Source organism: Enterobacter sp. FW301-JW81 (genome assembly GCF_058788735.1).
Genome location: NZ_JBYTBA010000003.1, coordinates 424,961 through 448,993 on the forward strand (window position 1 = coordinate 424,961; position 24,033 = coordinate 448,993).

The following is a 24,033-nucleotide window of genomic DNA, read 5'->3' on the forward strand; positions in this document are numbered from 1 at the left end:
GTGGCTTAACTCCCTATTCCCAGTAAATCGTCACGATAGTCGCCCGCCGGGTAGCGGAACGGCACCGGGCCATCGGCAATACCGTCGAGGAACTGCCGCACGCGCGGATCGCAATTTTCCTGCAGCGCCTGAGCGCTACCGTGTGCGACGATCTTTTTGTCCGCCACGATATAGGCGTAATCGGCAATGCTCAATACTTCCGGTACATCGTGAGAAACCACGATGCAGGTTACGCCAAGCGCGCTGTTCAGTTCAGAGATGAGCTTCACCAGCACGCCCATCGTGATGGGATCCTGCCCAACGAACGGTTCGTCGAACATGATTAAATCGGGTTCTAATGCAATGGCTCGCGCCAGCGCGGCGCGGCGCGCCATACCGCCGGAGAGTTCCGAAGGCATCAGTTTCGCCGCCCCCCGCAAACCGACGGCCTCAAGCTTCATCATCACCGTGCTTTTCAGCAACGCAGGCGGCAGGCTGGTATGTTCGCGCAGCGGATAGGCCACGTTATCAAAAACGTTCATATCAGTGAACAAGGCCCCTGACTGAAAGAGCATGCTCATACGTTTGCGAACAGTATACAGGCGCGAGCGTGACATCTCCGGGATGTTTTCGCCATCAAAGAGGATTTCACCGCTATCAGGTGGGATTTGCCCACCAATAAGGCGCAGCAGGGTCGTTTTACCGATCCCGGACGGCCCCATGATGGCAGTGATCTTGCCACGCGGTACGGTCAACGAAATATCATCAAATATCAATCTGTTGGAGCGAGAAAAGCTTACTCCACGGACATCGACTATATTCGCCAGCGTTTGGCTCATTTACGGTTCCTTTCTTGCCCTGCTTCATGCGAAGCGTGAAGCTTAAATCAGCCCTAAACCCCACATTTTTACAGAATATTGGCTGGAGAGGTTAGCGAAAGCTGGCATTTGTTTTACTTTTCCGGCGCATAAAGTCAAAATTAGGAATTCGTTACGCCTCAGACTGTATACAGTCCAGCCATTCCCGTGCGATGGACCGACGAGTATACCTGAAGAAAGGACTTTTGATGCTTTTAGCAACAGCACTGTTAATAATTGGTTTACTTTTGGTGGTCTACAGTGCTGACCGTTTAGTGTTTGCTGCATCTATCCTGTGCCGCCTGACTGGCGTACCGCCTGTCGTCATCGGGATGACCGTTGTCAGTGTGGGAACGTCACTCCCTGAAATCATCGTCTCTGTCACGGCATCGCTGCACGGCCAGTTAGATCTGGCGGTAGGCACCGCGATTGGCTCCAATATCGTCAACATATTATTGATTTTGGGCCTGGCGGCACTGCTCCATCCATTTCGCGTGCATTCTGATGTTCTGCGCCGTGAATTGCCGCTAATGTTAATCGTAAGCCTGCTGGCAGGATGCGTATTTTATGATGGCGAACTGAGCGTCAGCGACGGGATTTTCCTGCTGGCGCTGGCCGTCATTTGGTTGCTGTATAGTGTTAAAATCGCCCGTCTGGCGGAAAAGCAGGGTCAGGATAGCCTCACGCGTGAACAGGTCGCCGAACTTCCGCGAGAAGGCACGCTGCCTGTTGCCCTGCTCTGGCTTGGCGTTGCGCTGATCATCATGCCGATGGCAACGCGCATGGTCGTGGATAACGCGACGGTGCTGGCGAACTATTTCGCGATGAGTGAACTGACCATTGGCCTGACGGTTATTGCCATCGGCACCAGCCTGCCGGAGCTGGCCACGGCCATTGCGGGGGCACGGAAAGGTGAGGATGACATTGCCATTGGTAATATCATCGGCTCCAATATTTTTAATATCGCCATTGTGATGGGCCTGCCGGCCCTGATTACGCCAGGGCCCTTTAACCCCCTGGCGTTCTCGCGTGATTACGGCGTGATGCTGCTGGTCAGCGTGATATTTGCCCTGCTCTGCTGGCGGCGGCAACGACAGATTGGCAAAGGCGCAGGCGCGCTGTTGACGGGTGGATTTATCGTATGGATGGCGATGCTGTACTGGCTCTCGCCTCTTCTCTCTGGGTAAACGGAAACGCATTATGTCGCAAATAGAATTGCAGCCGGGTTTTGACTTTCAGAAAGCAGGCAAAGACGTTCTGGAGATTGAACGTGAAGGTCTGGCGCAGTTAGATCAGTACATTAATCAGGATTTTAGTCAGGCATGTGAGAAGATATTCTACTGTGCCGGCAAAGTTGTGGTGATGGGGATGGGTAAGTCCGGCCACATTGGACGCAAAATGGCGGCGACGTTTGCCAGCACCGGAACCTCGTCCTTCTTTGTCCATCCTGGGGAAGCCGCGCACGGGGACCTGGGTATGGTCACGCCGCAGGATATCGTCATCGCGCTGTCTAACTCCGGTGAGTCAAATGAAATCCTGGCGCTGATCCCGGTACTGAAACGTTTGCAGGTACCGCTTATTTGCATGACCAGCCGTCCGGAAAGTAGCATGGCGCGTGCGGCCGATATTCACCTGTGCGTTAAAGTTCCCAAAGAGGCCTGCCCGCTGGGTCTGGCACCGACCTCCAGCACCACCGCTGCGCTGGTCATGGGCGATGCGCTCGCCGTCGCGCTGCTGGAAGCCCGCGGTTTTACGCCGGAAGATTTCGCGCTTTCCCACCCGGGTGGCGCGCTGGGGCGCAAGCTGCTGCTTCGGGTGAACGATATTATGCACACCGGCGATGAAATCCCCCACGTCAGTAAAGCGGCCTCCCTGCGCGATGCGCTGCTGGAAATCACCCGTAAGAATCTGGGTATGACGGTCGTGTGCGACGATCTGATGAAAATTCAGGGGATCTTCACCGATGGCGATCTGCGCCGCGTGTTCGACATGGGCGTCGATGTCCGCACGCTGGGCATTGCCGATGTGATGACGCCCGGCGGCATTCGCGTGCGTCCGGGTACGCTGGCAGTGGATGTGCTGAACCTGATGCAGTCCCGTCATATCACCTCCGTTATGGTTGCCGATGGCGACCAGTTGCTGGGTGTGGTACATATGCATGATCTGCTGCGCGCAGGCGTAGTGTAATGAAGGATAAGACAATGAGTAATGCGGGTGCATCCCTTGCAACCTGTTATGGTCCGGTCAGCACCCAGATGATGGCAAAGGCGGAGAATATTCGCCTGCTGATTCTGGATGTGGATGGGGTTCTCTCCGATGGCCTGATTTATATGGGCAATAACGGTGAAGAGCTAAAAGCGTTTAACGTTCGCGACGGCTACGGTATCCGCTGTGCGCTGACCTCGGGTATCGAGGTTGCTATCATCACCGGGCGGAAAGCTAAACTGGTAGAAGACCGCTGTGAAACCTTAGGCATTACCCATTTGTATCAGGGTCAATCCGATAAGATGGCAGCATTCAATGATTTAGTGGGTAAACTGGCTATCGCGCCGGAAAACGTGGCCTACGTCGGGGACGATCTGATTGACTGGCCAGTGATGGCTGAAGTCGGGCTGAGTATTGCCGTTGCCGATGCGCATCCGCTGCTGATCCCGCGCGCGGACTACGTTACCCACATCAACGGTGGCCGTGGTGCCGTCCGTGAAGTCTGCGATCTGCTCCTGCTGGCGCAGGGCAAGCTTGATGAGGCCAAAGGGCAATCGATATGAGTAAAACCAGACGTTGGATTATCATTTTGCTTTCGCTTGTCGCACTGGTATTGATTGGCGTGAACCTTGCCGATCGCGACGATACGCAAACGGAAGCGATCAACACTAACGATCCAACTTATAAAAGCGATCACAGCGACACCGTGGTCTATAGCCCGGAAGGCGCGCTGAACTATCGCCTGATTGCCCAGCATGTTGAATATTTTTCAGATGACGGTATTTCGTGGTTTACCCAGCCTGTCATGACCACGTTTGATAAAGACAAAGTGCCGACGTGGTCAATTAAGTCAGATCGGGCAAAACTAACAAATGACCGTATGCTTTATCTGTATGGCCACGTTGAAGTCAACGCCCTGACCGCTGACTCGCAACTGCGAAAAATTACGACGGATAATGCCCAGATCAACCTGGTGACCCAGGACGTGACGTCGCAGGATCTGGTCACACTGTATGGCACAACATTTAATTCCAGCGGTTTAAGAATGCGCGGGAACTTACGCAGCAAAAACGCCGAGCTGATTGAAAAGGTTAGAACCTCCTATGAAATTCAAAACAAACAAACTCAGCCTTAAAGTAATTATCGCCAGCGCGATGCTGGCAACCAGTCTCCCCGCGCTTGCTGTAACGGGCGATACCGACCAGCCGATTCATATCGAGTCCGACACCCAGTCTCTCGATATGCAGGGCAACGTCGTCACCTTTACAGGTAACGTCGTCATGACCCAGGGCACCATTAAAATTAACGCTGACAAAGTGGTCGTTACCCGTCCGGGTGGCGAGCAGGGCAAAGAGATTATCGATGGCTATGGTAATCCGGCAACTTTCTACCAGATGCAGGACAACGGCAAGCCGGTGAAGGGTCACGCCACGCATATGCACTATGAGCTGGCGAAAGACCTGGTCATCCTGACCGGGAATGCGTATCTGGAACAGCTGGACAGCAACATTACCGGCGACCAGATCACCTATCTGGTTAAAGAGCAAAAAATGCAGGCCTCCAGCGAGAAAGGCAAACGCGTGACCACCGTACTGGTTCCGTCGCAGCTGCAGGACAAAGGCAAAGGCCAAGCCCCGGCACAGAAGAAGAGTAACTAATTCGTTATGGCAACATTAACTGCAAAAAACCTCGCGAAGGCCTATAAGGGCCGCCGTGTCGTAGAAGATGTCAGTCTGACCGTCAACTCCGGCGAAATTGTGGGCCTGCTTGGCCCTAACGGTGCGGGTAAAACCACAACCTTCTACATGGTCGTTGGCATTGTGCCGCGCGATGCCGGCAACATTGTCATTGACGATGAAGACATCAGCCTTCTGCCGCTGCACGCGCGCGCGCGCCGCGGGATCGGCTATCTGCCGCAGGAAGCTTCCATTTTCCGTCGTCTTAGCGTTTACGATAACCTGATGGCGGTCCTGCAGATTCGTAACGATCTGACCAGCGAGCAGCGTCAGGATCGTGCCAACGAGCTGATGGAAGAGTTCCACATTGAGCATCTGCGTGACAGCCTCGGCCAGGCGCTCTCCGGGGGGGAACGTCGCCGCGTTGAGATCGCGCGTGCGCTGGCCGCAAACCCGAAATTTATCCTTCTGGATGAACCCTTTGCGGGCGTTGACCCCATCTCCGTTATCGACATTAAACGTATCATTGAGCACCTGCGTGACAGCGGGCTTGGCGTATTGATCACCGACCACAACGTGCGCGAAACGCTGGCCGTGTGTGAACGCGCGTATATTGTGAGCCAGGGCAATCTGATCGCCCACGGTACGCCGCAACAGATCCTCGAAGACGATCATGTTAAGCGCGTCTATCTTGGGGAAGACTTCAGACTCTGATAGGGTAGAGGTAATGTAACGCCGAACCGGAGAAAAATGCTCTGAACATGAAGCAAGGTTTGCAATTAAGGCTCAGCCAACAACTGGCGATGACGCCGCAGCTACAGCAGGCAATTCGCCTGTTGCAACTGTCCACGTTAGAACTTCAGCAGGAGCTCCAGCAGGCGCTGGACAGTAATCCCCTGCTGGAACAAACCGATCTTCATGACGAGGTAGAAACCCAGCAGTCGCAGGATACAGAAACGCTCGACACCGCGGATGCACTCGAACAAAAAGAGATGCCGGACGAGCTTCCGCTGGATGCCAGCTGGGATGAAATCTACACCGCCGGAACCCCTTCGGGTACGCGTGCAGACTACCAGGACGATGAGCTACCGGTCTATCAGGGAGAAACCACCCAGTCACTTCAGGACTACCTGATGTGGCAGGTCGAGCTGACCCCCTTCTCCGACACCGATCGTGCAATTGCCACGTCCATTGTCGATGCCGTTGATGATACGGGCTATTTAACCGTCACGCTGGACGATATCCTCGAAAGCATGGGCGACGATGAGATTGAGCTTGAGGAAGTAGAAGCCGTACTCAAGCGCATCCAGCGTTTCGACCCGGTAGGCGTGGCTGCAAAAGATCTGCGCGACTGCCTGCTGATCCAGCTTTCTCAGTTCAGCAAAGAGACGCCATGGCTCGATGAGGCGCGCGTCATCATCAGCGATCATCTGGATCTGTTGGCTAACCACGATTTCCGCAGCCTGATGCGGGTCACGCGCCTGAAAGAAGACGTGCTGAAAGAAGCGGTGAATCTGATCCAGTCGCTCGATCCGCGCCCCGGTCAGTCGATCCAGACCAGCGAACCCGAGTACGTGATCCCGGATGTGCTGGTCAGAAAACACAATGACCGCTGGGTCGTTGAACTGAACTCTGACAGCATCCCTCGCCTGCAAATCAACCAGCAGTATGCCTCCATGTGCACCAGCGTGCGTAACGATTCCGACAATCAATATATTCGTAGCAATTTGCAGGAAGCGCGATGGTTGATCAAAAGTCTGGAGAGCCGAAATGATACGCTGCTACGCGTTAGCCGCTGCATTGTCGAACAGCAGCAGGCTTTCTTTGAGCAGGGCGAAGAGTATATGAAACCGATGGTGCTGGCGGATATCGCTCAGGCCGTCGAGATGCATGAATCAACCATTTCCCGTGTAACCACGCAGAAGTATCTGCACAGTCCGCGCGGTATTTTTGAGCTTAAGTATTTCTTCTCCAGCCACGTGAATACCGAGGGCGGCGGCGAAGCGTCGTCAACGGCGATTCGTGCCCTGGTGAAGAAGTTGATCGCCGCGGAGAACCCCGCGAAGCCACTAAGTGACAGTAAGTTAACCACCATGCTGTCCGATCAGGGTATTATGGTGGCACGTCGTACTGTTGCGAAGTATCGAGAGTCTTTATCCATTCCGCCGTCCAACCAGCGTAAACAGCTGGTCTGACACAACCGATAAGGAAGACACTATGCAGCTCAACATCACTGGACAAAACGTCGAAATTACTGAGGCTTTACGCGACTTTGTGAACACGAAGTTTGCCAAACTCGAGCAGTATTTCGAAAGGATCAACCAGGTCTATATTGTGTTGAAAGTGGAGAAAGTGACTCATATCTCGGATGCCACCCTGCATGTTAACGGGGGTGAACTCCATGCCAGTGCGGAAGGGCAGGACATGTACGCGGCTATCGACGGCTTGATTGATAAGCTTGCGCGACAGCTCAATAAACATAAAGATAAACTGAAACAACACTAATTGTCCGGGCAGTTAACGGGTGCAGGACGGCCTGTTGTGAAACACAACAGGCCATTTGTACAGTTAGCGCTTAGGTGAAATTATGATGAACAACGATTCCGCTCTTCAACTGAGCAATGTCCTTAACCAGGAATGTACCCGCAGTGCTGTTCACTGCCAGAGCAAAAAACGTGCGCTGGAGATCATCAGTGAACTGGCCGCAAAACAGCTGGGCCTGCCGCCGCAGGTGGTGTTCGAAGCGATCCTGACCCGTGAAAAAATGGGCAGTACCGGTATCGGCAACGGCATCGCGATCCCGCACGGCAAACTGGAAGAGGATACCCTGCGCGCCGTCGGTGTGTTTGTGCAGCTTGAAACACCTATCGCCTTCGATGCCATCGATAACCAGCCCGTCGATCTCCTCTTCGCGCTGCTGGTTCCTGCCGACCAGACGAAAACCCATCTGCATACGCTGTCGCTGGTCGCAAAACGCCTGGCCGATAAAACCATTTGCCGCCGACTGCGCTCGGCCCAAAGTGATGAAGAGCTCTATCAAATTATCACTGAAGCAGAAGGCAATCAGGATGATGCATAACCAGGTGATGGCCTTCACATCTGTTGTCCTGAGGAGAAACGGAACATGGTGCTGATGATTGTCAGTGGCCGTTCAGGGTCGGGGAAATCCGTTGCTCTGCGCGCGCTGGAAGACATGGGTTTTTACTGCGTAGATAACCTGCCGGTCGTGTTGTTGCCCGACCTGGCTCGGACGCTTGCGGAAAGACAAACCTCTGCCGCCGTCAGTATCGACGTTCGCAACATGCCTGAATCACCAGAAATTTTTGAGCAGGCGATGAGTAACCTGCCTGAGGCGTTTTCACCTCAGCTGCTGTTCCTCGATGCAGACCGCAATACCCTGATCCGCCGCTACAGCGATACCCGTCGTTTGCACCCGCTTTCCAGTAAGAACCTCTCTCTGGAGAGCGCGATCGATGAGGAGAGCGATCTGCTGGAGCCGCTGCGCTCTCGTGCCGACCTGATAGTCGACACCTCTGAGATGTCCGTTCACGAGCTGGCGGAAATGCTGCGTACCCGGCTGTTGGGCAAGCGCGAGCGCGAACTGACGATGGTGTTCGAGTCCTTTGGCTTCAAGCACGGTATTCCGATTGATGCGGATTATGTTTTCGACGTGCGCTTCCTGCCGAACCCGCACTGGGATCCGAAACTGCGTCCAATGACCGGTCTGGATAAACCCGTCGCGGCCTTCCTCGACAGGCACACAGAAGTTCACAATTTTATCTACCAGACGCGAAGCTACCTTGAGCTATGGTTACCTATGCTGGAGACAAACAATCGTAGCTACCTGACGGTGGCGATTGGCTGTACCGGCGGTAAGCATCGTTCGGTTTACATCGCCGAACAGCTGGCCGACTATTTCCGCTCGCGCGGGAAGAACGTCCAGTCCCGTCATCGCACGCTGGAAAAACGTAAAACATGACCGTAAAACAAACCGTTGAGATCACCAATAAGCTGGGCATGCATGCACGCCCGGCGATGAAACTGTTTGAACTGATGCAGGGTTTCGATGCGGAAGTTCTGCTGCGGAATGACGAAGGTACCGAAGCGGAAGCAAACAGCGTGATCGCGCTGCTGATGCTGGACTCCGCCAAGGGGCGCCAGATTGAAGTAGAAGCCACCGGCCCTCAGGAAGAGGAAGCGCTGGCGGCGGTCATTGCCCTGTTTAACGCAGGGTTCGACGAAGATTAAGGTCGGCTATTCAGGCGGGTGGCGCTGCGCTTACCCGCCCTACATTAACTTATTGCGCTCCATAAACCCTTCCCCGCCCAACTGACGCATCTGGCGCATAATCCACGCCTGTCGGCTTCGCACGTACCCTGATGGGGCACTGGCTTTAAAGCGGATGGGATTAGGTAAGACAGCAGCCAGGAGTGCCGCTTCTGACATACTCAGACGGCTGGCCGGTTTATTGAAATAACGCTGTGCGGCAGCCTCCACCCCGAATATGCCATCACCAAACTCGGCGACGTTGAGATACACGGTCAGGATGCGCTTTTTGCTCCAGACCGATTCCATCCCCAGGGTCAGCCCCGCTTCCAGCCCTTTTCGCACCCAGCTTCGCCCATCCCATAGAAACAGGTTTTTGGCCGTCTGTTGCGACAGCGTTGACGCGCCTCGCACGCGGTTTTCGTGGCGTTCGTTATGAGCAAGCGCCTTCTCAATGGCCGCGACGTCGAACCCCCAGTGCTCCGGGAATTTTTGATCCTCCGCCGCGATGACCGCCAGCCCCATAAACGGTGAGATAGCGTCCATACTCACCCAATCTGAGTGGGCCACATAGCTGAAATCGCCGGTGAGCCACGCGCCGAGCTGACGCTCAACCATAACGGCAGAGAACGGAACCGGCATAATGCTGAATAATGCCAGCCCGCCTCCCCAGAATACCGCCAGCACAAGAACGATGCGCAAGAGAATACGTTTCACCCATGCGCCTGCGCCAGATTGACGTCTCATTCAGTGAGCACCAGCACGCGAGCCACCAGCTTTTCAATACCGGAGGCGGCCTCAGCGATATTATTCGCCAGCATATACGCCGGCGTGGTGACAATCTTGTTATCTTCATCAACCACAATGTCATCAACCGGGCACGGAACGTGTTCGCCCCCCATTTCCTCCACGATCTCTGCGGTATCAATATCGGTGCCAATCGTCAGCCGCAGCGGGAAATCAAAAATTTTAGGCAGCATGGCTGGCGCGATACAGATAAAGCCCAGCGGTTTACCCGCCGCGTGCATCGCCTGCGACAGCATTTTTAGATGAGGATCGACCTGACACTCCGCACCCTGCGCGGCAAAGGTGCTGAGATTTTTGGCCGCGCCAAACCCGCCTGGAACAATTAGCGCATCAAGCTCTGCGGCATCTGCCTGAATAAGAGGATGGATGTCACCGCGCACGATACGCGCGGCTTCAATCAGCACGTTACGGGTTTCCGCCATTGGCTCACCGGTCAGATGGTTAATCACATCAGCCTGATTTTTGTCTGGCGCAAAGCAAATCACCTCTGCTCCCTGTTTTGCCAAAGCCAGCAGCGTAATGACGGTTTCATGTATCTCAGAACCATCGTAAACACCGCATCCGCTCAGCACGACACCAATCTTTTTCATCATGACGATCCTTTTCTGCAACTGGCTGAAGCACATTAATAATTTTGATTAAAACGCTATGCTTCACACATTTCACTGATTCATGTAACAAACCATTTAAGATTTGCTATCTTATCTGCGTGCGGCCTAAATTTTTCAGGCGGCGCCGATTCGAAAATAACTTTAAAAAACAGGCGCAGCCACGATTTCCCTGGTGTTGGCGCAGTATTCGCGCACCCCGGTTAAGCCGGGGTCATTTTTTTCTGGCTTCGACCCAGGCTTTAAGCACCGCAACATCGTTTTGCCACTCTTGTTTCATCTCTTCCACCCAATCACCCACGTTATCTTCCCATGCAGGTAAATCAGGCGACTGAATCTGTTGACCCAGCTGCTGCAGGTGGCGTAAGCCGACCGAGCCGGCTGCGCCTTTGATTTTATGTCCTTCTTCGACGATGCCCTTCTGGTCGCGGGCGGTCAGGTTTGATTCCAGCACGCTCAGATAGCCAGGCATCATTTTTTCAAACACCGCCAGACCGTCGGTAATCAGTTTTGGACCAACCAGATCGATGTACTGCTCAAGCATTCCCGTATCAAGTATCGTTTGGGCTTTCGCGCTATCAACAGACGTCATGGTGCTCTCCTCTTCATCATGGGTATCCCAGAACTTCTTAATCATGGCGGTCAGAGCAGGCACCGCCAGCGGCTTGCTGAGTACATCGTCCATACCGGCATCGAGATACTCTTTTTTATCTTTCAGTACGTTCGCCGTCAGCGCAACCAGCGGCGGCAGTTCATCGGCCGCGTACTGACGCGTCAGTTCACGGGAGATATCCAGCCCGGTCATATCCGGTAATTGAATATCCAGCAGAACGAGGTCGTATTCGTCCGGTTTAAACATCTCCAGAGCGGCTTTACCCGTCATCGCGACATCAACGCTGTTGCCCAATTTTTCCAGCACAGAGCGCGCCACAATCACGTTAAGCTCAATATCTTCCACCAGCAGGACGTGCAGCGCTGGCAGCGGCATGTCGTCGTTATCAAAGGTGTCTTCAACCTCTTCAGCCACCGCCGGCGCATGGACCGTCAGCGTGAAGGTCGATCCTTTGCCCGGCTGGCTGATAACGGTGATATCGCCACCCATGCTCTTCGCCAGCCGCTTAGACACCGCCAGGCCAATGCCTGTACCGGTGGCGGGTTTACCGCCGTTGCTGTCCTTCACCTGGTAGTACATCGCGAAAATCTTGTCCTGCTCCTCCTGCGGAATACCCATCCCGGAATCTTCCACCTCGAAGTGCAGCATATCCCCTTCGTCAAAGCGGATACGCACCGTCACCTGCCCCTTCTGGGTAAATTTCACCGCGTTGCTGATCAGGTTCCAGAGGATCTGACGCAGCCGCGTACCATCAGTCACCACTTTATGCGGCAGCGGCAGGGTGGGATCCATGACAAAGCTCAGCCCCTTCTGCTGTGCCTGCAGGCCGGACAGGTTTTCCAGATCGGCAAGGAAGCTGGTGAAATCAACCGGCTGGTTATCAAGCTGAACCTTCCGGCGTTCCATTTTATCCATATCAATAATATCGTTGAAGATATTGCCCAGCGTGACCGCCGAGACATGGATCGTTTTGAGGTATTTTTCCTGCTCCGCGGTCAGGTCGGTGTCCAACAGAATACGGCTCAGCCCGACAATGCCATTAAGCGGCGTACGCAGTTCGTGGCTGATGGTCGAGATGAATGTGGTCTTGTCGCGGCTGGCGCGCTCCAGGGCATCCTGATAGCGCTTACGCTCGGTGATATCGCGCCCAAAGCCCATCAGGCCGTGGCGTTTCCCGACGCGGTCATAGTAGGGCACCTTACGGATCTCGAAGCAGGCTTTGCGTCCGTCCGGGTAATCCAGCCACTGTTCATAGGTCAGCGAGACGTTATGGCGGAATACTTTTTCGTCCGTCTCCATGACCTTGGCGGCCGCTTCTTCGGAGTAAACGTCCTGCGGCTTCAGGTGAATCAGCTGCTTCTCGCTTTTCCCGGTGAGCAGCTCCATCGCCCGGTTACAGCCGGAAAACTCTTTATCTTCATTGCGGTAGAACACCAGATCCGGCGAAGCATCAAGGAACGAACGCAGGAAAGAGGATTGCTGCTCAAGCTGGATCTGCGTGACCTCGCGCTCTTTCATTTCGATTTTCAGCTGCTCCAGCGTGGCCTGACGTTCGGCCTCCGCCTTCTCGCGATCTGAAATCTCCTGATTAAGCTGCGCAATGTTGTCTTTGAGCTGGACGTTGAGCTTCAGGTCGCGCTCGCGCATCTCCTCCAGCTTATCAACCAGTTTTGACAGACGCTGACGGGATTCCTCCAGCTGTTCAACCACCACGGAAAGGAAATAGACCGCCCAGGGGGTTATGAGTAAGCCAAAGAAGATAGATCGGATGACGTCGATACTCTCGACCTGACCGTGCAGCACCATGGTGACGGCCATTTGCACGACAATGGCCAGAACGACCAGCGCCAGCGCAAGCAGCATGGAGAAACGCACCAGCCCAAGCTTCATCATCAGGTCGACGTAATACTGGGCAAGCATTCGAATTTGCTTCATAGAGGATCCCTTCACGACTTTATCGCTCAATAATACTCAAATTCGCGGCGGGACGTTGAAGGTTCTGAGAAAAAGTGCGGGGTGAAACAGGAGATTAGCCTCGCTCCCGGCGAACCGGAAGCGAGGAGAGGTCAATCAGGAGCGCTTCAGCAGCAGCCAGAGGCTGATCAGGAGGAAGCTGGCGCTTGGCAACAGCGCACCAATAATCGGCGGAATGCCATAAACCAGCGTCAGTGGACCAAAGATCTGATCGAGCACGTAGAAGACAAAACCGAAGCTGATACCGGTCACGACGCGTACCCCCATCGGCACACTGCGCAACGGGCCGAAGATAAACGACAGCGCCATCAGCATCATCACCGCCACGGACATCGGCTGGAAGATTTTGCTCCACATGTTGAGCTGATAACGCCCGGCATCCTGCCCGCTCGACTTCAGGTATTTCACATAGTTGTGTAAACCACTGATTGAGAGCGCGTCAGGATCCAGCGCCACGACCCCGAGCTTATCGGGCGTGAGGTTGGTCTTCCACGTACCGGTCACCGTCTGAGAACCGGTGATCTGTTTTGGATCTGTCAGGTCAGACTCATCAACCTGTGACAAACGCCACTGCTTATGTTCAGGGTCAAACTTCGCCGAAGAGGCGTGTCTGACGGACTGCAATCGGCGCTGATCGTTGAAAGAGTAGATACTGACGCCGCCTAGCTCATCGTTGCCTTTTACACGTTCGATGTAGACGAAGCTTTTGCCATCTTTCGCCCATAACCCTTGCTGAGTGGACAGCAGAGAACCGCCGTACATCGCCTGAGCGCGGTAGTTACGCGCCGTCTGTTCGCCCTGCGGCGCGACCCACTCGCCAATCGCCATGGTCAACAGCACCAGCGGGATTGCGGTTTTCATGACCGACAGCGCGACCTGCATTCGGGTAAAGCCCGATGCCTGCATAACGACCAGCTCGCTGCGCTGCGCCAGCATACCCAGCCCCAGCAGCGCACCCAGCAGGGCCGCCATCGGGAAGAAGATCTGCACGTCTTTCGGCACGCTGAGCAGGGTATACATCCCCGCGCCCAGCGCGTCGTAGCTCCCCTGCCCGGCTTTTTTCAGCTGATCGACAAATTTGATAATGCCGGAGAGCGACACCAGCATGAACAACGTCATCATGATGGTGGTAAAAATGGTTTTACCGATATAGCGATCGAGAACGCCAAACGCCTGCATTAGATGGCTCCTTTACGCGAGAATCGGGCACGTATGCGGCGCACAGGCACCGTATCCCACAGGTTTAATCCCAGCGCCAGCAGGATGTACAGGCTGTTGACGAACCATGTCCAGACCATAGGATCCAGCTTGCCCTTCGCGCCGTTGGAGCGAATCGAGGTTTGCAGCAGGAAGTAGATCAGGTAAAGCAGCATCGCCGGCAGCATAGAGAGCACGCGTCCCTGACGCGGGTTCACCACGCTCAGCGGAACAACAATCAGCGCCATCATAAACACGGTGAAGACGAGAGTAATACGCCAGTGGAACTCAGCGCGCGCTCTGTCGGTATCGGTATTCCACAGGGTACGCATGTCCATTTGCTCGGTATCCGTTGGATCGAGCGCCACAGCCTGATGCCCGATAATGGCCTGGTAGTTCTGGAAGTCCGTAATGCGGAAGTCACGCAGCATCGCGGTGCCTTCGAAGCGGGTGCCTTTATTCAGCGTCACGATCTGCGAACCGTCTTTGCGCTGCGCAAGTTGACCAGAGTCAGCAATGACCACTGATGGACGCGCGTTACCTTTAGTCCGCAGCTGCGCCAGGAATACGTCGTTAAATTTACTGCCATCAACGCTCTCAATAAACAGCACGGAGTTTCCGTCGGTCGCCTGCTGGAACTGTCCCTGGGCTAACGCCGCCATGCCGGGGTTTGCTTTCGCTTCGGCCAGCACTTCGTCCTGGTGACGGGAAGACATGGGGCCTGCCCACATCACATTCACCGCCGCAACAATACCCGTGAACAGCGCCAGTATCATGGCGGCTTTCACCAGTACGGCTTTACTCAGGCCACAGGCATGCATCACCGTGATTTCACTCTCGGTGTAGAGCTTCCCAAGCGTCATGAGCAGGCCAAGGAAAAGACTAAGCGGCAGGATAAGCTGCGCCATTTCCGGGATCCCTAAACCAAGCAGGGAAAGCACCAGATTCGTTGGAATTTCGCCGTCAACGGCCGCACCGAGGATCTTAACCAGCTTCTGACAGAAAAAAATCAGCAGCAGGATGAAGAGGATCGCCAGTTGGCTCTTGAGCGTCTCCCGCACCAGATATCTTATGATTATCACTTTAAATACGCCCGTAAAAACCCGTCTCTTTGCTGGAAAATCGCTTGTTTCATGGCTTAAACGTCATTTATTCTCTTGAGTCGTCGAAATCATCGCTAAGATTAAAACATCCGGCGGATTCACGCTTCAGGACTTTTTCTGACGTGTCGAAACCGTAGTAACGTAAGATTAACACGAAGTCACCACAACAGCGGACATGAGTTACGAAAGGTTTCAATTCTATCCGTAGCAGCCGCCGTTGTCTTTAAGATTCAGGAGCGTAGTGCATGGAGTTCAGTGTAAAAAGCGGTAGCCCGGAGAAACAGCGGAGTGCCTGCATCGTTGTGGGCGTCTTTGAACCACGCCGACTCTCCCCGATCGCCGAACAACTCGATAAAATCAGTGACGGCTATATTAGCGCCCTGCTGCGCCGTGGCGAACTGGAAGGCAAACCTGGGCAGACGCTGTTACTGCACCATGTTCCGAACGTACTGTCAGAACGTATTCTGCTGATTGGCTGCGGCAAAGAACGCGAGCTGGATGAACGTCAGTATAAGCAGGTGATTCAGAAAACGATTAATACGCTGAATGACACCGGTTCAATGGAGGCCGTCTGCTTCCTGACAGAGCTGCACGTTAAGGGGCGTAACACCTACTGGAAAGTGCGCCAGGCGGTCGAAACGGCAAAAGAGAGCCTGTACAGCTTCGATCAGCTGAAGACCAATAAAAGCGAGCCGCGTCGTCCACTGCGGAAAATGGTCTTTAACGTGCCAACGCGCCGTGAACTGACCAGCGGCGAGCGCGCCATCCAGCACGGTCTGGCGATTGCTGCCGGCATTAAAGCCGCCAAAGATCTCGGCAACATGCCGCCTAACATCTGTAACGCCGCGTACCTGGCCTCGCAAGCGCGTCAGCTGGCCGATGCCTACAGCAAGAATGTCATTACCCGCGTCATCGGCGAACAGCAGATGAAAGAGCTGGGGATGCACTCTTATCTGGCGGTCGGTAACGGCTCTCAGAACGAATCCCTGATGTCCGTCATTGAGTACAAAGGCAATCCGTCCGAAGACGCGCGCCCTATCGTGCTTGTCGGTAAAGGCCTGACCTTCGACTCCGGCGGTATCTCCATCAAGCCTGCCGAAGGCATGGACGAGATGAAGTACGACATGTGCGGCGCAGCGGCAGTTTATGGCGTGATGCGCATGGTGGCGGAGCTTCAGCTGCCGATTAACGTGATTGGCGTGCTGGCAGGCTGCGAAAACATGCCTGGCGGTCGCGCTTATCGTCCGGGTGACGTCCTGACCACCATGTCCGGGCAGACGGTTGAAGTGTTGAACACCGACGCCGAAGGCCGTCTGGTACTCTGTGACGTACTGACCTACGTGGAACGCTTCGAGCCGGAAGCGGTGATTGACGTCGCCACGCTCACCGGCGCCTGCGTGATTGCGCTGGGCCACCACATCACCGGCCTGATGTCGAACCACAATCCGCTGGCGCACGAGCTTATCGGCGCCTCGGAGCAGGCCGGCGACCGCGCATGGCGTCTGCCGCTGGGTGACGAGTATCAGGATCAGCTGGAATCTAACTTTGCGGATATGGCGAACATCGGCGGACGTCCCGGTGGTGCGATCACCGCGGGCTGCTTCCTGGCGCGCTTCACCCGCAAGTACAACTGGGCGCACCTGGATATCGCGGGCACCGCATGGCGCTCCGGTAAGGCCAAAGGCGCAACCGGTCGTCCGGTCGCGCTGCTGTCGCAGTTCCTGCTGAACCGCGCGGGTTTTAACGGCGACGAATGATATAAAATGCCGGGTGGCGCTTCGCCTTACCCGGCCTACAACGTCATTCAACCGTAGGCCGGGTAAGGCGAAGCGCCACCCGGCTTTGCATTTGAATCCAAACTAAGAAGCCCCATATATGAAGAATGCAACGTTCTACCTTCTGGACAACGACACCCACCAGGATGGCCTCAGCGCCGTAGAACAGCTGGTCTGTGAAATTGCCGCAGAACGTTGGCGCGCAGGTAAACGCGTTCTGATTGCCTGTGAAGATGAACAGCAGGCGATTCGTCTTGACGAAGCGCTGTGGGCGCGCCCGCCGGAGAGTTTTGTGCCGCATAACCTGTCAGGCGAAGGTCCACGCGGCGGCGCACCGGTTGAAATTGCCTGGCCGCAAAAGCGCAACAGCAGCGCGCGCGATATTCTGATTAGCCTGCGGATAGATTTTGCAGATTTTGCCACCGCTTTCACAGAAGTGGTAGACTTTGTCCCTTACGAAGAATCTTTGAAACAACTGGCGCGCGAACGCTATAAAGCGTACCGCCTGGCTGGTTTTAACCTGAATACGGCAACCTGGAAATAATGGAAAAGACATATAACCCACGCGATATCGAACAGCCGCTTTACGAGCACTGGGAACAGCAGGGCTATTTCAAGCCTAACGGCGACGAAAGCAAAGAGTCCTTCTGCATCATGATCCCGCCGCCGAACGTCACCGGCAGTTTGCATATGGGTCATGCTTTCCAGCAGACCATCATGGACACCATGATCCGCTACCAGCGCATGCAGGGTAAAAACACCCTGTGGCAGGCGGGGACTGACCACGCGGGTATCGCGACCCAGATGGTGGTTGAACGTAAAATTGCCGCTGAAGAAGGGAAAACCCGCCACGACTACGGTCGCGACGCGTTCATCGACAAAATCTGGCAGTGGAAAGCGGAATCAGGCGGCACCATTACCCGTCAGATGCGCCGCCTCGGCAACTCCGTTGACTGGGAGCGCGAGCGCTTCACCATGGATGAAGGCCTGTCCAACGCCGTTAAAGAAGTCTTCGTCCGCCTCTACAAAGAAGACCTGATTTACCGCGGCAAGCGCCTGGTAAACTGGGACCCGAAACTGCGTACCGCAATCTCCGATCTGGAAGTGGAAAACCGCGAGTCTAAAGGCTCCATGTGGCACATCCGCTATCCGCTGGCCGACGGCGCAAAAACCGCCGACGGTAAAGATTACCTGGTGGTCGCGACCACCCGTCCGGAAACCCTGCTGGGCGATACCGGCGTAGCCGTTAACCCGGAAGATCCACGTTATAAAGATCTGATCGGCAAATTCGTGGTGCTACCGCTGGTAAACCGCCGTATTCCGATTGTGGGCGACGAACACGCCGACATGGAAAAAGGCACCGGCTGCGTAAAAATCACCCCGGCGCACGACTTCAACGACTACGAAGTCGGCCGTCGTCACGCCCTGCCGATGATCAACATTCTGACCTTCGACGGCGATATCCGCGAAAGCGCAGAAGTGTACGACACCAAAGGCGAAGAGTCTGACGTTTACTCCAGCGACATCCCGGCTGAATTCCAGAAGCTGGAACGTTTTGCCGCGCGTAAAGCGATTGTGGCTGCCGTCGACGCGCTCGGCCTGCTGGAAGAGATAAAACCTCACGATCTGACCGTGCCGTACGGCGACCGTGGCGGCGTGGTTATCGAGCCAATGCTGACCGACCAGTGGTACGTGCGTGCCGACGTGCTGGCGAAACCGGCTGTTGAAGCGGTTGAGAACGGCAGCATCCAGTTCGTGCCGAAGCAGTACGAAAACATGTACTTCTCCTGGATGCGCGATATTCAGGACTGGTGTATCTCCCGTCAGCTGTGGTGGGGTCACCGCATCCCGGCATGGTATGACAACGAAGGCAATGTCTACGTTGGCCGCACCGAAGACGAAGTCCGTCAGGAAAACAACCTGGGCGCGGATGTTGCCCTGCGTCAGGATGAAGACGTGCTGGATACCTGGTTCTCCTCCGCGCTGTGGACCTTCTCCACCCTCGGCTGGCCAGAAAACACCGACGCGCTGCGTCAGTTCCACCCAACCAGCGTGATGGTGTCCGGCTTCGACATTATCTTCTTCTGGATTGCCCGCATGATCATGATGACCATGCACTTCATCAAAGACGAAGACGGCAAGCCGCAGGTTCCGTTCCATACCGTCTACATGACCGGTCTGATCCGCGACGATGAAGGCCAGAAGATGTCCAAGTCCAAGGGCAACGTGATTGACCCACTGGATATGGTTGACGGTATCGCTCTGGAAGACCTGCTGGAAAAACGTACCGGCAACATGATGCAGCCGCAGCTGGCTGAGAAAATCCGCAAGCGCACCGAGAAGCAGTTCCCGAACGGGATTGAGTCTCACGGTACCGACGCCCTGCGTTTCACCCTGGCGGCGCTGGCCTCTACCGGCCGCGACATTAACTGGGATATGAAGCGTCTGGAAGGTTACCGCAACTTCTGTAACAAGCTGTGGAACGCCAGCCGCTTTGTGCTGATGAACACGGAAGATCAGGACTGCGGCTTCAACGGCGGCGAGATGACTCTCTCACTGGCGGACCGCTGGATCCTGGCGGAATTCAACCAGACGGTGAAAGCGTTCCGCGACGCGCTGGACAGCTACCGCTTTGATATCGCCGCGGGCATCCTGTACGAATTCACCTGGAACCAGTTCTGTGACTGGTATCTGGAGCTGGCGAAGCCGGTGATGAACGGCGGTTCTGAAGCAGAGCTGCGCGGCACGCGCAACACGCTGATTACCGTTCTGGAAGGTCTGCTGCGCCTGGCGCATCCGGTCATTCCATTCATCACCGAAACCATCTGGCAGCGCGTGAAGGTGATTGCGGGCATCAACGCAGACACCATCATGCTGCAGCCGTTCCCGGAATTCGATGCTGCTAAGGTTGATGAAGCCGCATCAGCGGATACCGAGTGGCTGAAACAGGCGATCGTTGCGGTACGTAACATCCGTGCTGAAATGAATATCGCCCCGGGCAAACCACTGGAGCTGCTGCTGCGCGGCTGCAGCGAAGCGGCTGTTCGTCGCGTCACCGAGAACAACACCTTCCTGAAAACCATGGCGCGTCTGGAAAGCATCACCGTGCTGCCTGCTGATGACAAAGGTCCGGTTTCCGTGACCAAAATCATCGACGGCGCCGAACTGCTGATCCCGATGGCGGGTCTCATCGACAAAGACGCCGAGCTGGCTCGTCTGGCGAAAGAAGTGGCGAAAGTCGACGTGGAAATCGGCAAAATCGAAAGCAAACTGGCGAACGAAGGCTTTGTCGCCCGTGCGCCGGAAGCGGTCATCGCGAAAGAGCGTGAGCGTCTGGTTGCCTTCGCCGATGCGAAGACCAAGCTGATTGAGCAGCAGGCGGTTATTGCAGCCCTGTAATGCTATTACCCCTTACGCTTCAGGGCGTAAGGGGTACCCTTCCTGAAAACTCCTCGCTTGCACTCCTTTTTCTGCGGTGCTATTAACAGCAGTTGTGTGTCAATTTTTGTAATGAGTAATGCTATGAGCGTGATTACCCCCGTCGCGACAACGATGCGTCGGATCGCTGTGCAGGACAACCCGGCTATCGCCGCCGTTATCCGTACGGTTTCTGCCGAATATGGCCTGACGGCTGACAAAGGCTATACGGTTGCCGACCCAAATCTCGACGAGCTGTTCCAGCTGTACAGCCAGCCGGGCCATGCCTACTGGATAATTGAACAGAACGGCCAGGTTGTAGGCGGCGGCGGCGTAGCGCCACTCAGCTGCAGCGAGCCGGATATCTGTGAACTGCAGAAAATGTATTTCCTGCCAGCGGCGCGCGGGCAAGGTCTGGCGAAAAAGCTGGCACTGGTGGCTCTGGACCACGCGCGCACTCAGGGTTTTAAACGCTGTTACCTCGAAACTACCGCTTTCCTCAAAGAGGCCATCGGCCTGTATGAACATCTGGGCTTTGAGCATATTGATGCACCGCTGGGCTGTACCGGCCACGTTGATTGCGAAGTCAGGATGCTGAAAATTCTGTAACTATCTTTGCTGCCCCCTTCTGTTAAGCGGCGCTGAACTGAATGCTCTACACTCTCAGTTCACACCACAACGGGGGAAACACGATGTCGAAGATAAAAAGCTACGCCGCACCGCAGGCGGGTGCAGAACTTGAGCTGTACGAATACGATGCGGGCGAACTAAAAGCAGAAGACGTCGAAGTACAGGTTGATTACTGCGGGATCTGCCACTCGGATCTCTCGATGATCGACAACGAATGGGGCTTTTCAAGCTATCCACTGATTGCCGGGCACGAGGTCATTGGCCGCGTCGTTGCGCTCGGTAGCGCCGCGCAGGACAAAGGGCTGAAGGTCGGCCAGCGCGTGGGCATTGGCTGGACGGCACGCAGCTGCGGCCACTGCGACGCCTGTATCAGCGGCAACCAGATCAACTGCCTCGAAGGCGCCGTTCCCACTATTCTGAACAAAGGCGGTTTTGCCGATAAGCTGCGCGCCGACTGGCAATGGGTCATTCCTCTGCCGGACAGCATTGATATTGAGTCTGCCGGTCCGCTGCTGTGCGGCGGTATTACCGTCTTCAAACCGCTGCTGATGCACCATATTACCGCCACCAGCCGCGTGGGCGTCATCGGTATTGGCGGCCTGGGGCATATTGCCATCAAACTGCTGCACGCGATGGGCTGTGAAGTGACGGCGTTCAGCTCGAACCCGGCGAAAGAGAAAGAAGTTCTGGCGATGGGCGCGGATAAAGTCGTGAACAGCCGCGATCCGGAAGCCCTGAACGCGCTGGCGGGTCAGTTTGACCTGATCATTAACACCGTCAACGTCGATCTCAACTGGCAGCCGTACTTTGAAGCGCTGGCCTACGGCGGTAACTTCCACACCGTGGGTGCCGTGATGAAGCCGCTGCCGGTTCCGGCGTTTACCCTGATCGGCGGGGATCGCAGCGTATCCGGCTCTGCGACCGGCACGCCGTTCGAGTTGCGCAAACTGATGAAGTTTGCTGGACGCACGAAAGTGGCACCGACCACCGAACTGTACCCGATGTCGAAAATCAACGAAGCCATCCAGCACGTGCGCGACGGCAAAGCCCGTTATCGCGTGGTGTTGAAAGCGGATTTTTGATGTGAGATTGCCGGGGTATGTGCGGCCTGGTGCCTCACCCCAACCCTCTCCCACGGGGAGAGGGCGCAAACACTAAAAACGGTAACGGTTGTTACCGTTTTGCATCTACCATGGCCTTAAACACCTCTGCCACCGCGACCGCTCCCGGATCCATCACCCCGTCCAGATTCTCTTTGTTCACATACGATGAGCGCCCCGCACCGGCTTTCTCCATTTTCGCCGTTGCCTCTGCCCCCTGCTGTGCCGCCTGCACTGCCGCCTGAAGATCGCCTTTCTGCAAGGCTTCCAGCGCCGGCTGCAGCGCGTCGATCAGCGTGCGATCGCCGAGATCCGCCCCGCCGTACTGCTTCATCTGCGCCAGCCCGCTCAGCAACGCTTCCGGTAGCGACTGTCCATCGTGAAGCTTTTGCCCGGCCGCGGTAAAGAAGATCGACATTAATACCCCGCTCGATCCGCCCATCACCGTGGCCAGCCGCTCGCCCACCAGCAACAGCAGCTTAGACACATCGTTAAGCGGGAGTGTGTTTTCCTCCAGACGCTGCGCAATATCCCGCGCGCCTTGCGCAAAGGTGGAGCCGGTGTCGCCATCCCCCACTTTCGCATCCAGCGCGTTCAGGCGGTTTTCCAGCTGGATCAGCGTGTTCGTCACTGAGGAGACACATTCTCTCACCCGCGTATTGTCCGAAGGGGTGAATTCCACACGATCGTGAATGGCGCTATGTGCCACGGTACGCATCGGTGCAAACGCCACCGGCTTCTGCCAGCCCAGCGTCTCGACATCGGCATGAATCGCCTTTTCGAAGAAATCGTTGAGCTTAAGCAGCGTCAGGGAAAAACCTTTCATATCCAGGGCGCTCACCAGCGGCGCAGGGCCAATCAGGTACGCGATCTCCTCTTTCAGCGCCGAGTGTGCCAGCTCTTTCGTCAGCAGCGCCATCTCCAGCGCCGATACGCCGCCAAGATTGTTAATCAATACCGCAAAGCGCCCCGTACCCGCCTGCGCCCTCAACGGTGCCACCAGCGTGTCGATAATCGCTTTGCTGTTTTGCGTATCCACCACGGAAGCTCCGGGTTCGCCGTGAATGCCCAGACCCAGCTCGACGTGGCCTTGCCTAATGCGCCCCTCATCATCGTCGCTGCCCGGCAGGTTACAGGTTTGCATCGCCACACCCAGGCTCCAGAGGTTGTCGCAGGCCTGCTGCGCAATCTCCCGCACTTCGCTCAGCGATTTTCCGTGCTCCGCCGCATAGCCTGCAATCTTGTGCACCAGTGCCGTACCGGCAATACCGCGTGGCTGCTTGTTATCCGGCAGCGCAATGTCGTCCGCCACAATCACCATCTCAACCTTCAGGCCATAGCGTTTGGCCTTTTCAGCGGCCAGGCCGAAGTTCAGGCGGTCACCGGTATAGTTTTTGACGATCAGCAGACAGCCGCGATCGCCCGTGACCGCAACGATGGCATTGAGCACCGCATCCACGCTCGGCGAGGCAAACAGATCGCCACACACTGCCGCCGTCAGCATGCCTTTACCGACAAACCCGGCGTGCGCGGGTTCGTGACCTGAGCCGCCGCCGGAGATCACCGCCACGCGACTTTTGTCCCAGTCGCCGCGCGCGACAATCCTGATAGCCGGATCGATATCGAGTTTGACAAGATTTGCGTGCGGCGCAGAGAGCAGTATGCCTTCTATGGCATCGTTGACCAGCTGCTTGCGGTCGTTAAAGAAGAATCTGGACATAGTTTCCCACTATTTTGTGAACCGTATGCAAAAGCATAGTCCGCACTGGATAATGCGCCGCAAAGTCAGCAATTTACTCAGCCAAATTGCCGTCAGGTTGCCTATA

The 24,033-nt window shown here is 55.6% G+C and carries 23 protein-coding genes; 16 read left to right on the plus strand and 7 right to left on the minus strand.

Going from position 1 to position 24,033, the window contains the following annotated elements; genetic code table 11:
• Nucleotides 1–5: 5 nt before the first annotated feature.
• Nucleotides 6–818 carry a phospholipid ABC transporter ATP-binding protein MlaF gene (mlaF, locus tag AC3WOK_RS13070; RefSeq protein WP_047347697.1) on the minus strand — a complete coding sequence of 271 codons (813 nt, stop codon included), beginning with the start codon at nucleotides 816–818 and terminating at the stop codon, nucleotides 6–8.
• Nucleotides 819–1,045: 227 nt separating this feature from the next.
• Here mlaF and AC3WOK_RS13075 point away from each other — a divergent pair, with 227 nt between their 5' ends.
• The 11 genes from AC3WOK_RS13075 to npr all read left to right on the plus strand — a co-directional run bounded on the left by AC3WOK_RS13075 (nucleotide 1,046) and on the right by npr (nucleotide 8,965).
• Complete coding sequence (locus tag AC3WOK_RS13075; RefSeq protein WP_047347696.1) at nucleotides 1,046–2,023, plus strand: calcium/sodium antiporter; 978 nt, start codon at nucleotides 1,046–1,048, stop codon at nucleotides 2,021–2,023.
• 13 nt (nucleotides 2,024–2,036) lie between these two features.
• Complete coding sequence (kdsD, locus tag AC3WOK_RS13080) at nucleotides 2,037–3,023, plus strand: arabinose-5-phosphate isomerase KdsD (protein WP_059312167.1); 987 nt, start codon at nucleotides 2,037–2,039, stop codon at nucleotides 3,021–3,023.
• Between the two features lie 14 nt (nucleotides 3,024–3,037).
• Entirely contained in the window at nucleotides 3,038–3,604 is a 567-nt protein-coding gene (kdsC, locus tag AC3WOK_RS13085; RefSeq protein ID WP_059312166.1) for a 3-deoxy-manno-octulosonate-8-phosphatase KdsC, read from the plus strand.
• Nucleotides 3,601–4,176 (plus strand): LPS export ABC transporter periplasmic protein LptC, encoded by a 576-nt coding sequence (gene lptC / locus AC3WOK_RS13090; RefSeq protein WP_047347694.1) that lies wholly within the window; start codon nucleotides 3,601–3,603, stop codon nucleotides 4,174–4,176. The genes kdsC and lptC overlap by 4 nt, the downstream gene beginning before the upstream one ends.
• A complete protein-coding gene (gene lptA, locus AC3WOK_RS13095) occupies nucleotides 4,145–4,699 on the plus strand; it encodes a lipopolysaccharide ABC transporter substrate-binding protein LptA (RefSeq protein ID WP_024906352.1) in 555 nt (184 codons plus the stop codon). The genes lptC and lptA overlap by 32 nt, the downstream gene beginning before the upstream one ends.
• Before the next feature lie 6 nt (nucleotides 4,700–4,705).
• On the plus strand, nucleotides 4,706–5,431 hold the full coding sequence (gene lptB, locus AC3WOK_RS13100; RefSeq protein ID WP_025756692.1) for an LPS export ABC transporter ATP-binding protein: 726 nt from the start codon (nucleotides 4,706–4,708) through the stop codon (nucleotides 5,429–5,431).
• 47 nt (nucleotides 5,432–5,478) lie between these two features.
• Nucleotides 5,479–6,912 carry an RNA polymerase factor sigma-54 gene (gene rpoN / locus AC3WOK_RS13105; protein WP_059312165.1) on the plus strand — a complete coding sequence of 478 codons (1,434 nt, stop codon included), beginning with the start codon at nucleotides 5,479–5,481 and terminating at the stop codon, nucleotides 6,910–6,912.
• Nucleotides 6,913–6,934: 22 nt separating this feature from the next.
• A complete protein-coding gene (gene hpf / locus AC3WOK_RS13110; protein WP_013098943.1) occupies nucleotides 6,935–7,222 on the plus strand; it encodes a ribosome hibernation promoting factor in 288 nt (95 codons plus the stop codon).
• An 82-nt stretch (nucleotides 7,223–7,304) separates the two neighbouring features.
• Nucleotides 7,305–7,796 (plus strand): PTS IIA-like nitrogen regulatory protein PtsN, encoded by a 492-nt coding sequence (gene ptsN / locus AC3WOK_RS13115; RefSeq protein ID WP_008501443.1) that lies wholly within the window; start codon nucleotides 7,305–7,307, stop codon nucleotides 7,794–7,796.
• A 45-nt stretch (nucleotides 7,797–7,841) separates the two neighbouring features.
• Nucleotides 7,842–8,696, plus strand: a complete 855-nt coding sequence (gene rapZ, locus AC3WOK_RS13120) for an RNase adapter RapZ (protein ID WP_047347692.1) — start codon at nucleotides 7,842–7,844, stop codon at nucleotides 8,694–8,696.
• On the plus strand, nucleotides 8,693–8,965 hold the full coding sequence (gene npr / locus AC3WOK_RS13125) for a PTS phosphocarrier protein NPr (protein ID WP_003861872.1): 273 nt from the start codon (nucleotides 8,693–8,695) through the stop codon (nucleotides 8,963–8,965). Before rapZ ends, npr begins: the two co-directional genes overlap by 4 nt.
• A 39-nt stretch (nucleotides 8,966–9,004) precedes the next feature.
• Here the strand turns inward: npr and mtgA are convergent, their stop codons facing one another.
• The 5 genes from mtgA to lptF all read right to left on the minus strand — a co-directional run bounded on the left by mtgA (nucleotide 9,005) and on the right by lptF (nucleotide 15,264).
• Complete coding sequence (gene mtgA / locus AC3WOK_RS13130; RefSeq protein WP_059312164.1) at nucleotides 9,005–9,730, minus strand: monofunctional biosynthetic peptidoglycan transglycosylase; 726 nt, start codon at nucleotides 9,728–9,730, stop codon at nucleotides 9,005–9,007.
• The gene (elbB, locus tag AC3WOK_RS13135; RefSeq protein WP_492354663.1) at nucleotides 9,727–10,380 is read right to left on the minus strand and encodes an isoprenoid biosynthesis glyoxalase ElbB; all 654 of its coding nucleotides are present in this window, start codon (nucleotides 10,378–10,380) and stop codon (nucleotides 9,727–9,729) included. Before elbB ends, mtgA begins: the two co-directional genes overlap by 4 nt.
• 232 nt (nucleotides 10,381–10,612) lie before the next feature.
• A complete protein-coding gene (gene arcB, locus AC3WOK_RS13140; protein WP_492354636.1) occupies nucleotides 10,613–12,946 on the minus strand; it encodes an aerobic respiration two-component sensor histidine kinase ArcB in 2,334 nt (777 codons plus the stop codon).
• Nucleotides 12,947–13,081: 135 nt separating this feature from the next.
• Nucleotides 13,082–14,164, minus strand: a complete 1,083-nt coding sequence (lptG, locus tag AC3WOK_RS13145; RefSeq protein WP_059312163.1) for an LPS export ABC transporter permease LptG — start codon at nucleotides 14,162–14,164, stop codon at nucleotides 13,082–13,084.
• Nucleotides 14,164–15,264 (minus strand): LPS export ABC transporter permease LptF, encoded by a 1,101-nt coding sequence (gene lptF / locus AC3WOK_RS13150; protein ID WP_047347688.1) that lies wholly within the window; start codon nucleotides 15,262–15,264, stop codon nucleotides 14,164–14,166. Before lptF ends, lptG begins: the two co-directional genes overlap by 1 nt.
• Before the next feature lie 266 nt (nucleotides 15,265–15,530).
• Between lptF and pepA the strand changes: the two genes are divergently transcribed.
• From pepA to ahr, 5 genes are all read left to right on the plus strand, one after another.
• Nucleotides 15,531–17,042 (plus strand): leucyl aminopeptidase, encoded by a 1,512-nt coding sequence (gene pepA / locus AC3WOK_RS13155; RefSeq protein WP_023309366.1) that lies wholly within the window; start codon nucleotides 15,531–15,533, stop codon nucleotides 17,040–17,042.
• Between the two features lie 118 nt (nucleotides 17,043–17,160).
• The gene (gene holC / locus AC3WOK_RS13160) at nucleotides 17,161–17,604 is read left to right on the plus strand and encodes a DNA polymerase III subunit chi (RefSeq protein ID WP_008502815.1); all 444 of its coding nucleotides are present in this window, start codon (nucleotides 17,161–17,163) and stop codon (nucleotides 17,602–17,604) included.
• Complete coding sequence (locus tag AC3WOK_RS13165; RefSeq protein WP_492354637.1) at nucleotides 17,604–20,459, plus strand: valine--tRNA ligase; 2,856 nt, start codon at nucleotides 17,604–17,606, stop codon at nucleotides 20,457–20,459. The genes holC and AC3WOK_RS13165 overlap by 1 nt, the downstream gene beginning before the upstream one ends.
• Before the next feature lie 123 nt (nucleotides 20,460–20,582).
• Entirely contained in the window at nucleotides 20,583–21,086 is a 504-nt protein-coding gene (locus tag AC3WOK_RS13170) for a GNAT family N-acetyltransferase (protein ID WP_059312161.1), read from the plus strand.
• 83 nt (nucleotides 21,087–21,169) lie between these two features.
• Complete coding sequence (ahr, locus tag AC3WOK_RS13175; protein ID WP_032650403.1) at nucleotides 21,170–22,189, plus strand: NADPH-dependent aldehyde reductase Ahr; 1,020 nt, start codon at nucleotides 21,170–21,172, stop codon at nucleotides 22,187–22,189.
• A gap of 91 nt (nucleotides 22,190–22,280) precedes the next feature.
• Here ahr and AC3WOK_RS13180 read toward each other — a convergent pair whose 3' ends face one another.
• Complete coding sequence (locus AC3WOK_RS13180; RefSeq protein WP_059312160.1) at nucleotides 22,281–23,927, minus strand: glycerone kinase; 1,647 nt, start codon at nucleotides 23,925–23,927, stop codon at nucleotides 22,281–22,283.
• Nucleotides 23,928–24,033 lie beyond the last annotated feature (106 nt).